Source organism: Candidatus Methylacidiphilales bacterium (assembly GCA_028713655.1).
Classification (GTDB): Bacteria; Verrucomicrobiota; Verrucomicrobiia; order Methylacidiphilales; family JAAUTS01; genus JAQTNW01.
Genome location: JAQTNW010000066.1, coordinates 1 through 11,022, shown reverse-complemented (window position 1 = coordinate 11,022; position 11,022 = coordinate 1). Strand labels below are relative to the sequence as shown.

General features: G+C 50.3%; 12 protein-coding genes and 1 pseudogene. 4 read left to right on the top strand and 9 right to left on the bottom strand.

The window, feature by feature from the left end:
- Positions 1–167: 167 nt before the first annotated feature.
- The 8 genes and pseudogenes from PHD76_14660 to PHD76_14625 all read right to left on the bottom strand — a co-directional run bounded on the left by PHD76_14660 (position 168) and on the right by PHD76_14625 (position 6,449).
- Positions 168–392 (bottom strand): annotated as a pseudogene (locus PHD76_14660) (transposase).
- 595 nt (positions 393–987) lie between these two features.
- Positions 988–1,158, bottom strand: a complete 171-nt coding sequence (locus PHD76_14655; protein MDD5263081.1) for a hypothetical protein — start codon at positions 1,156–1,158, stop codon at positions 988–990.
- Complete coding sequence (locus PHD76_14650; GenBank protein MDD5263080.1) at positions 1,139–1,681, bottom strand: RHS repeat-associated core domain-containing protein; 543 nt, start codon at positions 1,679–1,681, stop codon at positions 1,139–1,141. Before PHD76_14650 ends, PHD76_14655 begins: the two co-directional genes overlap by 20 nt.
- A 29-nt stretch (positions 1,682–1,710) precedes the next feature.
- Positions 1,711–2,028, bottom strand: coding sequence for a hypothetical protein (locus PHD76_14645; GenBank protein ID MDD5263079.1), 318 nt, complete (start codon positions 2,026–2,028; stop codon positions 1,711–1,713).
- Between the two features lie 24 nt (positions 2,029–2,052).
- A complete protein-coding gene (locus PHD76_14640) occupies positions 2,053–2,247 on the bottom strand; it encodes a hypothetical protein (protein ID MDD5263078.1) in 195 nt (64 codons plus the stop codon).
- A 7-nt stretch (positions 2,248–2,254) separates the two neighbouring features.
- Positions 2,255–4,855: a hypothetical protein gene (locus PHD76_14635; GenBank protein MDD5263077.1), complete on the bottom strand. Its 2,601-nt coding sequence runs from the start codon at positions 4,853–4,855 to the stop codon at positions 2,255–2,257.
- Positions 4,856–5,080: 225 nt separating this feature from the next.
- A complete protein-coding gene (locus PHD76_14630; protein MDD5263076.1) occupies positions 5,081–5,878 on the bottom strand; it encodes a hypothetical protein in 798 nt (265 codons plus the stop codon).
- Between the two features lie 208 nt (positions 5,879–6,086).
- Positions 6,087–6,449 carry a hypothetical protein gene (locus tag PHD76_14625; protein ID MDD5263075.1) on the bottom strand — a complete coding sequence of 121 codons (363 nt, stop codon included), beginning with the start codon at positions 6,447–6,449 and terminating at the stop codon, positions 6,087–6,089.
- 405 nt (positions 6,450–6,854) lie between these two features.
- On the opposite strand from PHD76_14625, the gene tyrS reads away from it, so the two are divergent.
- From tyrS to PHD76_14605, 4 genes are all read left to right on the top strand, one after another.
- Positions 6,855–8,021 carry a tyrosine--tRNA ligase gene (tyrS, locus tag PHD76_14620; GenBank protein ID MDD5263074.1) on the top strand — a complete coding sequence of 389 codons (1,167 nt, stop codon included), beginning with the start codon at positions 6,855–6,857 and terminating at the stop codon, positions 8,019–8,021.
- A 185-nt stretch (positions 8,022–8,206) separates the two neighbouring features.
- On the top strand, positions 8,207–9,463 hold the full coding sequence (locus PHD76_14615) for an NAD(P)/FAD-dependent oxidoreductase (GenBank protein MDD5263073.1): 1,257 nt from the start codon (positions 8,207–8,209) through the stop codon (positions 9,461–9,463).
- A 74-nt stretch (positions 9,464–9,537) separates the two neighbouring features.
- A complete protein-coding gene (locus PHD76_14610) occupies positions 9,538–9,816 on the top strand; it encodes a DUF1778 domain-containing protein (GenBank protein MDD5263072.1) in 279 nt (92 codons plus the stop codon).
- A 29-nt stretch (positions 9,817–9,845) separates the two neighbouring features.
- Positions 9,846–10,334, top strand: a complete 489-nt coding sequence (locus PHD76_14605; protein ID MDD5263071.1) for a GNAT family N-acetyltransferase — start codon at positions 9,846–9,848, stop codon at positions 10,332–10,334.
- A 232-nt stretch (positions 10,335–10,566) separates the two neighbouring features.
- Here PHD76_14605 and PHD76_14600 read toward each other — a convergent pair.
- Positions 10,567–11,022, bottom strand: a 456-nt coding sequence (locus PHD76_14600) for a hypothetical protein (GenBank protein ID MDD5263070.1), incomplete at its 5' end; no start/stop codon positions are given.

Genomic DNA, 11,022 nt, shown 5'->3' with positions numbered 1-11,022 from the left:
GGGTCAACTCTCAAGAGGCTGTTGAAAAAGGGGTGTTAGGTTGCACATGGAATGCATCTGAAGGTTGCTCGACTGATTTCGATAAATAAAAGGTTCAATTGGCGCGCAAAAAAGTCGGCTGACTGTTGGGCTTGATTTTGAACTGCAGTTATTGCTGCTCCAGGCATCCGCTCCAGCGCCTTGACCAGACGTTTGATATTTTGGGCCGTGGCCGTCATTAAGCATTGCTCCAACACATTCACCTTTCCCCGCAGACGCGCCCGCCGCAATCCCATCTGCTCCTTGGCTTCTCCAAAGAGGTGTTCAATCTGCTTGCGACAGCGCATGCTCAAGCGGTAAGCCTCTGTTTTGATCGCCATCCCGCCCTGACCTTCACGCAGGATCCCCACCATTTGTTCTTCGCTGAATTTGCTCTTCTTCATTTGTTCCGTCCCTTCTACAGGATCAGAACTACATTTTCAAAGCGTCCCGTTTCAGGGGGTCAGGCCAATCTGCCTGACGGCGGGCATCCACCGATCCTACGCACGCTCTTCCATGCCCACCAGCGTTGATAATTGAGAGTTTACATTTCATAGTGACGAAAAATATGTATCCACACCCTAATCGTAAAGGATATCGCCAATCCCAAAATAAAAAACGTGCCCCCCACGGCTTTATTTCCTCCATTAGATAAGACATCTAAAAAAATTGATACCAAACCAGCTCCGACCGCAGAGATTGAAACAACAAACCAATATCTTAATGGATATTTATTCATAGGAAAGAAAGGGGTATTTAAATCGTATGGTCGAGACCATTCCATGTAGGAACGTGATCGGACTGATGTTAACCATATAAACAATACTAGAGAGAAAACCAAGCTGATTAGACCTGCTGCCCACCAATCCACATTTGACTCTTTACGAGGATACACGCTTAATCCCAATGTCGTAAGAAGAAGCGCGCATCCGCGAAGTAGCAACCATTTATAGTCAAGAATATTTTTCATTAGAAGTTATAGGTAGTTCCGATTGAGAGTGTGGCACCTTCTCCAGCCCCAAATATAGGCTTAGGTGTAGTAACAGGTTTTGAACCACTAAAAAGAGGGATTGTAGTATGTGCAGCTCCAGTATCTAGTCCCAAATCTAAATTGTTTCCTTCAGCCAACAGCTTTTCCATAAGAACATTCCATATTATGCGCAAATTCCCTGACAGCAATCGCATGATGATCTGAATCATTACCTCCTTTTCCACGCATAGATTCTGCATATTCCATTGCTCTATTTTCATTGTAAAAAGGCGTCCTTATATCCCACCAATCGCCTGGGGCCAATCCGAATGGATCTCGATATCGGAAGGGGTCATTGGCGACATACGCATATAGATTGATCCCTCCCTCTTCCTCGATCGGATCCCTGGATAGCCATCGGCCCAACTCAGGATCATACTGACGATTCAAAGTCAGATATAACCCGCTCTTGGCGTTAGCGAAGTGTCCAGTATGGGACGCAACCGTGTCGAGGTCTCCGGAAAGTTTCGTTCTCCTGCCCCAGGGATCAAATTCATAGCGCGCTCGAACGGTTCCGGTGCTGTCGGTCAACTCCCGCACACTGCTCAAATGGTCACGGGCGTAGAATAATTTGTCTGCCGGTGTTGTTGCGCCCGGGATTTGCTTGCCTTGATTATAATACCGTATCGTCACATTATTCGACCCTACACATTTCGACCTTCTCACTCGCGGCGCATGAAGCAAAGCATTGAAATTCCAACTACAGATAAAATCATTCCAGCCAATTCAAACGGCATTGCTAAAATAAACAAAAATTTCAATACATGCTCAGGAAGGAGAAAGAAATGATAGAACGACAATCGTGTCACTGCATATACGATGCCACACGAAGCAAAAGCGGCACTTGAAAAGCATAAAATTTGCAAGCTAGGTAAATTTCGCCTTCTATGGCCTAAGAACAAAATTACAGCCAAGAAACCATTCAAGAGTGGATAAAAAAATCCAATAATCAATATGTAAATATCAATAAACGTCATCATATATCGAAAATTGAAAGATGAACCTTACTTAGATTTATCGTCTTTGCGATTTCTTATAATAGATAAAATGTAGATACCTAAAAGCATCATAGCTATTCCGTAAATACGGGCTTGTACTCCATAAATTGATGCGGAAGTAATTTTCCCGGCAATACCTTCAACGGCGCAGACGCCTCCAAAAAGGATCATTAACCAACCACTTAAACGCCACCAAAACATTTCGTGATTACTTTCCAGTTATCCAACCCCATACTGCTTTAGCCGCATTGCCTATTGCGCTGCCAATCATCTCGTGTAGAGAAGCATTGCCTGTTGGTGGATTTGGATCTACCGCCGCCGCAACCGTTTCGGCGCCAGCGATAACTTTCACAGGATTAGCTAAGGCCTTATTTGCGACATTTAGAACAGCTTTTGTTGCACATGGCCTAACTGCAGCTCCAACCACAGGCCCGCCTTCTACTGCAGCAGCAACCGCTAGGGGAACTAGAGGTACAGCCGACGTTATTATGGCTGCATTTTTGCCGGCTTCTACAAAAGCTTTTGTGTCTTGTGCGATTTTCTCTTGCTGCTGCATCTGGGCATTAAACGTAGGACTACCAGGAAATGGCATCGGACCAAATTGTAAACCGAAAGGATCAATCCATCTTAACGGATTATTAGCAACATACCCGTACAGATTGATCCCTCCTTCTTCCTCGATGGGATCTCTGGATAGCCATCGGCCCAGGTTGGCGTCGTAGGCGCGGTAGGGAGCCAGGGTCAGGCCGCTCTTTTCATGGTAATAATGGCCCGTGTACCTGAAATCCGACTGCATGTCGTGCCGGTTGTACTTTTCAGCCAGATAGTTTTCCACCCGCGTCCGCTCAGCCGGAGTCAAGGCGCGGTCATAGACAATGACCTCGGCCACATCGCCAATCAGATGGTGTGTGGGATAATTTGGATCCGGATTGTGGCAACCCACGATGTACTGACCGCTGGTCGTGCTGGTCCATGTTTGGGTGGCCTTGGTCTGATACAAGGGGCCATCGGCCATGGAACGAATGGTCAGTTCGCCTCCATTCCCCTGGGTTCCGCCCTTGCGGGAAATCATGCTCAAGTGGTAACTAGCCGCTTCCAAGCTTAAATCCACCCATTTGGCATCCCCCCAGCCATTGAAGGTATTGGTCGTGCCAAAGTAATTGCTTGTGTTAATCCAACTCATCAAAGGAGCGCCGGAATCAACGGGGTTCAGGTTCACGGCAAAACTGAAGGGCGCGCTGCCATAAGCCGGGGTGCTGCGTTCGTGAACACAAAACATGGTATAGTCCGAACTGCCGGGATTAAAATTCGTCGTCCCGACAAGTATGTCCGGAGAGCCGTTAAAGCGGACGACAGGCAGCCCATTCAACGTATTTGCCACCCACATGGGTTGCGCCGTTGCGGTGTTTTGGCTGCAATTATTGTTGTTTCCGCTCTGGTCGGCCCAGGCGCTGACGTTGTTATTGGCATCCTTCGTAACACCGGCATCGGCTTTAAGCCAGAGTTTTGCGCCTGCGGGCAGACCGGTCTGCTGTCGTCCATAAGGATCATAGTCGTAGGCGGATTGAACCGACCCCGACGCGTTGGTCAACTCCCGGACCGACCCCAAATGATCGCGCGTATAATAATAATTGATTCCGGCCATCTGCTCGCCCTGGCTGTAAAAGCGTTTGGTCACGGTGTTGCTTGCGTCCCGCTCCTCGCACATCTCCATTCCGCACCAGACAAATTGTTTCGTCGAAGTCACGGTCGCTGTGTTGTCCTTTTCCACGATCTGCACTCTTCTTCCCAAGCCGTCATAAGTGAATTCTGTGGTCGAGCTGTCCGCATAGGCAATCTTAATCAACTGGTTCCTGGCGTCCCAGGTGTACGTCTGGCCGTTGTTCGTTGTCGTGTTGCCGTCGCTATCGTACGTCGGCGCCGTAGCCCCTGCTCCGGTGACGGTCACCTGATACGTGTTGGTCCGGGTATTGTTGCTGCCATCAGTGGCGCTGACGGTGACTGTGTTGGTTCCATTACTCAGAGTCGGGTTGGCCACAAAGCTGGTCGAGGTGGCCATGGTGGCGGGTGATCCGTTGACCGACACTGTGCCCGGCTCGCTGATGGTGCCCTGAAAGCGCACCGGGCCGCCCGAGGGATTGGAGCTAATCTGGTTAACGTTGTTATAGGTAAATTGGTTGATGTTGCTGTCGATTTGTTCGTTAAGCCGGTTGCCCGCCGCATCATAGCCGTAGTAATACTGCTTGAGAATCGCGCCGCTGGACGGATCTTTCAGCGTGGCCGCCACCACCTGATCGGCGGCATCATAGCCAAAATCGTAGCGCTGCGGGGCCGCCGAACCGGCCTGCTGGGTCCACTGGGTCATGCGTCCGGAGGCATCGTAGGCGTGGATGAATGAGGAAAGGGTAGCGGATGAGCCATCCAGATTGGTGATGCTTTGCAGACGCTGGTCTCCGGCGTTGTTGAGCCAGGTGTAGTTGACTGTCTGGCCATTGGGATAAGCCACCGAACTCAGGCGCGTGGTGCCATAAGTGGGATCAACATAGTTGTAAGTGAAAGCACCCAGGGGATTACTTACGTTGGTCACACGGCCCATGGCATCGTAAGTCCAGCCAATGGAATTGTCGGAGCCGTTGATGGAGCGTCCGGCAACCCGGCCCAGTTCGTCGTAGGTGTAGGTGATGTCGGAATTGGCCAGAACCGAATTACTGACAGTCTGCAAGCGGCCTGCGCCCAGAACCGGAGTGCCAAGCGGGTCGGTGATGTAGGGATTATAGGTGTAGGTGACGGTGCCCCAGCCGTTTTGCACACTGGCCAGGCGGGAGTAGTTCGGGTCATAGCTGTAGGAAATATTGGAGGTGGAGTTGACCCCATTTAAAGTCTCACCTGACTTTCTCCACCCTTTCCTGTCTAGGCATTTGACGATGTGGGTTAATGGCTCGTTTTACAAAATAGCAACCTATTATTGTGACAATACTGGTTGTCAATATGCAAACGACAACTTCCATCTTACTTGGCATTTTAAATTTCATCCTTATGGCAATCCGCTTTGCAACTCGTATTGTGCAATGTTTGCTTCCGCTTCGTTTTTAAGTGATTTTGCATCCTGAATATCATTAGATGAATTTCCAGGACGATTTAACTCTTCGTCCGCAGCACGAATCTGTTCTTGATAAGCAGGGATTTCCCTTTCAGCTTCACTTTTCCCTTTCCAATTTAAAAATGACTGGTGCTGATGTACTGCTTCGTGTCTGTCTATTATTCTTTTACCGGCCCCTGATAGATTGTTATAACAATCACTGTGCATAGTTATAGGTGTTCCTGAAATCGTGGATGCGTACGTTCCTGGCTCATTTGCCGCTTTATAATTTGCATAAAAAGCGTAGCCTGTAACTAAGACAGTTCCAATCGCAAGGCCAAGCCCAGCAGCTCCTAAGAGTTTCCCGTCAGGATCAACATAGTTAACAGAGTCGTTTTGACAATATCCATACAAATTGATTCCTCCCCTTTCTTCAATCGGATCCCTGGATAGCCATCTGCCCAGATTGGCGTCGTAGATGCGGTAAGGTGCCAGGGTCAGGCCGCTCTTTTGATGCTGATAATGCCCGGTGTACCCGAAATCTGCATCCTGATCGCCGCTGAGCTTGGTTGTTCTGCCATACGGATCATACCCATACCTAGCCCGGACCGCAGTGGTGCTGTCTGTCAACTCCCGTACACTTCCCAGATGATCTCGCGTATAAAAATAATTGGCTCCAGTCATCTGTTCACCCTGGCCGTAAAAGCGTTTCGTTACGGTGTTGCTCGCATCCCGCTCCTCGCAGATTTTCATTCCGCACCAGATGAAATTTTTCGTGCTGGTCACGGTCGCTGTGTTGTCCTTTTCCACAATCTGCACCCTCCTCCCGAGGCCGTCATAACTGAATTCTGTGGTCGAGTTGTCCGCATAGGCAATCTTAATCAACTGGTTCCTGGCGTCCCAGGTGTACGTCTGGCCGTTGTTCGTTGTCGTGTTGCCGTCGCTATGACTTGAATGTTCTTCATCTTACATTGGCTGATACCATTGCATAGGTGGCATTGGCCGCCAAGGATTCACGGATCATCACACCGGCATTGGCATAACCGCTGGTATTGGTCTGTGAAACCACACGGGTGGTAATTTCCACATTCCCCACCAACGTCAAATAGGCGAATTGAAAGCTATCCGTTACGCCATCAATCTGGTTGCCTGAACCCTGAATGGTGAATGTGTCCGTAGCCTGGTTATAGGAAGTGGACCCGGTGATGGAAGGCGACCCCACATCTTGAGAAGCCCAATTTTCCACGGCTTGGGCAGATAACCTGGAAAAGCTTGCCAAAACAAGCAGTACAGGCATCAAAATATTACGGCAGCAGATTTTCATAAAATAGAAATCCCCCAAACATATGTCTTTGTCTGACTACCTAATAACCGTATTTAGGCAACTAATTTAACAAAAAGAATGAAATGTTATTCACAGAGAATATTTTAGGCGCAAAGGCTTCATAGGATTGTCGTTTAATTGTAATAGCTACAAAAAATTCAGGCTTACGCTTTCTAATAACTGTTGCTGCAGCGAATTATCCAGTTTCCCATTGATGTTGTGCTATTTAATCCTGCCGACATGGTGGCCCGCGCATGCCAGATGTGATGTAAACGGGGTCAATAAGATCCTCCCAACCGTCGGACATTATTCAGTAGCCCGAGGCGACGGCGCAAAGTTCGCCGGACAGATCTCAGCGTAAAAGGGTTTTACTGTCGCCGCCCCTTCCCTCTAGTATCTTTCATTATGGCAAGTTCGGTACAGGAACAGTTGGAACTTCTCGTTTCCGGTCTGAGTGAAATTCATTCCCGACCGGAACTGGAGGCCAAGTTGAAATTGGGGCGCAAGCTCCGGGTCAAGTTCGGTGTGGACCCCACTTCGCCCGATATCCATCTGGGCCATACCGTGCCTTTGCTCAAGCTCCGCCAGTTCCAGGACCTCGGCCACACCGCTGTCCTCATCATCGGCGATTTCACCGCACGCATCGGCGACCCCACCGGACGAAACACGACCCGCCCCGTGCTTTCCATGGAGCAAATCCGCGAAAATGCCAAGACCTATGAGGCGCAGGCGTTCCATGTCCTGGATCGAGACAAAACCGAGGTGGTTTGGAACGGCACGTGGTTCGACAAGATGTCGCTCATGGAATCGCTGCAGCTTCTGCGCCGGAAAACAATCGCGCAAATGCTGCAACGCCGCGACTTCAAGGAACGCATGGCCGATGGCGTGGATGTGATGATGCATGAAATCCAATATCCCATCCTGCAAGGCTGGGATTCCGTCATGATCAAGGCCGATGTGGAGCTTGGTGGCAGCGATCAGTTATTCAATCTTTTGACCGGACGCGACCTGCAGGAGCAGGAAGGCCAGCCTCCCCAGGTTGTCATGACGCTTCCAATCCTCGAAGGCACAGACGGCGCGGAAAAAATGAGCAAATCCCTCGGGAACTACATCGGCGTTACGGAACCTCCGGCTGACATCTTTGGAAAAGTCATGAGTATCAGTGATGAGCTGATGACCCGTTGGTATCCGATTTTGCTGGGACGGCAACAGAACCCCGCCGCGCATCCCATGGAAGCCAAAAAGCAGCTCGCGGAGGCGATCACCGCGCGTTTTCACAGCGCCGACGCCGGGCGCGCCGCGCGGGCCGATTTTGAGCTGAAATTTTCAAAGAAGGATTTGAACGCGGCGGACCTGCCGGAAGCAACGCCGAGCGAGAATCCGATCGGCATCCTGAAACTGCTCCAGGAACTCAAGGCCACCCCGAGCGGCGCAGAGGCGCGTAGGCTGGTGCAGCAAGGCGCGGTCAAGATCGATGGCGAAAAGATCGGGGATGTCCAGGCACGAATCACGGTGAAAAGCGGAGCCGTCCTCCAGGCGGGCAAAAAGTTTTTCGTCCGGCTCAAGGCATGAGTCCCACCAGATATGGATACAGCCTTCGTCATCGCGAGGCCCATTCTGGGCCGTGGCGATCCATGCATCTCTGGATTGCCACGTCGCCCGCCCAATAGCGGGACTCCTCGTCCGCCGCGGCGGAACGCTGTCGCGTTTTGCAACATCACACAACATATCCAATCGAATGACCTCCGCTTAGAACCATGAATCCCACCAGGCATATGGTTGTTGCAGGAGGCGGGGCAGCCGGCTTTTTTGCCGCCATTATTTGCGCGGAGCATAATCCCGGGACGCAGATCACCATCCTTGAAGCCACCGCCCATGTCCTGACGAAAGTTAAAATCTCGGGAGGCGGGCGTTGCAATGTAACTCACCACTGTTTTGAGCCAAAACTGCTGGTTGAAAATTATCCCCGCGGACATCGCGAGCTGATCGGGCCTTTCAGCCGCTGGCAGGCGTCCGACACCGTGGCGTGGTTTGAGGAACATGGAGTCAGGCTCAAAACCGAAAAAGACGGACGCATGTTTCCCATCACCGATTCATCGCAGACGGTGATCGATTGCCTGCTGGAACAGGCGCGCAAATACGGAATTTCTGTACGCACGAATTGCGAGTTGCACACGGTCACACGGAAAACTGACGGCGGTTTTCATCTTGAACTTTCAAACCAGGAAACATTGGACTGCGATTGTCTTCTGCTCGCAACAGGAGGGATTCGAGCGCCAAAGGGGGGCGAAGTCGCTGCCTCGCTGGGACACGCGCTGAATCCCGGAGTGCCATCGCTTTTCACGTTTCAAATCGAGGATGCGCGTCTGAAATATCTGGCCGGGGTCTCGGTTTCGGATGCTGTGGTTTCATTCGATGGGAACAAAGCAAAAGTTGCCGGGCCGGTCTTGATTACGCATTGGGGTTTGAGCGGCCCTGCTGTCTTGAAACTTTCAGCATGGGCCGCGCGTGAGCTGCATGATCTGGATTATAAATTTGCCGTGAAGATCCATTGGGCCGCAGGACTCAAGCCGGTTGAAATCGAAAAGCGATTACAGCAACACAGACTTCGCCAGGGCGGCAGAGCCGTCGGTCTTGGGTCCGCATTTCAAATTCCGCAACGACTTTGGGCGCGGCTGGCGATTCATGCCGGTATTCCAGAGGAGCGGAAATGGTCCGAACTGAAGCGGGAAGAACTGCAGGCGCTGATATGTGAATTGTCAGGCTCGGAATTTCAGGTCCTGGGCAAGAGTTTGAACAAGGAGGAGTTTGTGACTTGCGGCGGAATTTCACTGAAGGAAGTGGATTTCAAGACCATGCAAAGCCGCATTTGCCCCGGGCTATACTTTGCCGGTGAAATTTTGGACATCGATGGAATCACCGGCGGCTTTAATTTCCAAAACGCCTGGACAACCGGCTATCTCGCCGGTCGCGCCATGTCGGATAACAAAACCACCGGATTCTCGGTGCAATGAATTGCTTCAATGTAGGGCTTGAACTGTACGGCCATTGTGTGTATGGTGTGAAATGTAAATAGGAGATCCATTTTATGCCAGTGGCTGTACGCCAGAAGACCGAACGAATTGATATCCGCGCCAATGCGTCGGTCAAGCACATCCTGCAAGAGGCTGCCCGCGCCAGCCATAAAAATTTGAGCGATTACCTCATCGAAAATGGGTTGGCAGCGGCGGAGCAGGCATTGGCCGATCGCCGTTTATTTACTTTGGACAGCCAACAATGGAAGAAATTTCAGTCCATTTTGGATCGCCCGGTAAAGTGCAAACCCCGGCTTAAAGAGCTTCTGACGAGTAAAGGCGTTTTTGATTAGGATTGTCTGTGTCCTCCGCTTCCGAACCTATGCGTCCCATTGAGAAACTCCTGCCCACCCATGAGACAGACAGTTTTGATTGCGGTAAGGAACCCCTTAATTGTTTTTTAAAACGCTTTGCCCTGCTCAACCAACGAAACGGAAGTTCCATGACCTATGTGGCTTGCCGTGGTCTGCGGGTCGTCGGATATTACAGTTTGGCCGTGGGTTCTGTTATGTTCGAAACAGCTCCTCAACGAGTAAGCAAGGGCCTTCCGCGGCATCCTGTTCCCGTCATGTTACTCGCCCGCCTGGCTGTTGACCGCTCCGAACAAAGAACCGGCATCGGCAAGGGATTGCTAAAAGACGCCCTTTTACGCACTGTTCAAGCTGCGGACATTGCGGGTATTCGGGCCCTGCTGGTTCATGCCAAAGATGAAGGCGCACGGGCATGGTATCTGAAGTACGACTTTGAACCGGGTCCTACAGATCCTCTCCATCTTTTTCTTTTACCAAAAGATGTTCGCGCTAATTCTTGATTCGGCCCAACCAATCAACCAGTCCCAATTTTTTAAATTCACCATCCCCCTTCAGCTTCGAATACATGTCTTTATTGCCATAGTAAAGACACCGCAATAGCGCGAGTTTTTCATCTCTTTTAGGCGCCGTAATAATTTTTGATCTAACCTGCATATTTCATACTCATTTCAATGGTCAACCTGTTAGCGCCGGGACGTAACAGCGGAAAGATACGTACTGGGCCTATGCAGGCTATGTAACCCGGATGTTCCTGCACCCCAGTTCCTGCCAGACTTTGGAGCAGGACACTTTGCTGAGGTTTTTAGAAGCGTGTGAAACATCCGGGCTAAAGTAATTGTAGGCCTTTGGAGTATTAAATTGTGAAAGAATACCCAATGAAACGGTTTTATATCTGAGCGCCCGACCAAACTGGTCAATTTTGGGATATTTATCAGGTTCTTCCTCAATGGTTGCGTATTCAATCAGCGTGTCGACAGCAGCATCTTCGCATTTGGAATTTTGAAAGTGCGTAAGCGCATGCATCACAGGTATAACCACAATCTCCTCTGAGTTTCTCTCTTTCAGCAGACTCTTCAACACATCATATTCTTCCTGTGTTTTCCTGTACTTCAGATGCATCAGAAGAAATGCCAAATCACCTGGTTTCTCATCGTGTTTAATAATATCTTTTAACAACACTTCGCCCTG

Coding starts and splice junctions, on each gene's coding strand:
- PHD76_14625 (MDD5263075.1), bottom strand. CDS start 6,449: ATGAAAATCTGCTGCCGTAATATTTTGATGCCTGTACTGCTTGTTTTG.
- PHD76_14630 (MDD5263076.1), bottom strand. CDS start 5,878: ATGAAAATCTGCGAGGAGCGGGATGCGAGCAACACCGTAACGAAACGC.
- tyrS (MDD5263074.1), top strand. CDS start 6,855: ATGGCAAGTTCGGTACAGGAACAGTTGGAACTTCTCGTTTCCGGTCTG.
- PHD76_14655 (MDD5263081.1), bottom strand. CDS start 1,158: ATGGAAAAGCTGTTGGCTGAAGGAAACAATTTAGATTTGGGACTAGAT.
- PHD76_14640 (MDD5263078.1), bottom strand. CDS start 2,247: ATGTTTTGGTGGCGTTTAAGTGGTTGGTTAATGATCCTTTTTGGAGGC.
- PHD76_14615 (MDD5263073.1), top strand. CDS start 8,207: ATGAATCCCACCAGGCATATGGTTGTTGCAGGAGGCGGGGCAGCCGGC.
- PHD76_14645 (MDD5263079.1), bottom strand. CDS start 2,028: ATGATGACGTTTATTGATATTTACATATTGATTATTGGATTTTTTTAT.
- PHD76_14610 (MDD5263072.1), top strand. CDS start 9,538: ATGCCAGTGGCTGTACGCCAGAAGACCGAACGAATTGATATCCGCGCC.
- PHD76_14605 (MDD5263071.1), top strand. CDS start 9,846: ATGCGTCCCATTGAGAAACTCCTGCCCACCCATGAGACAGACAGTTTT.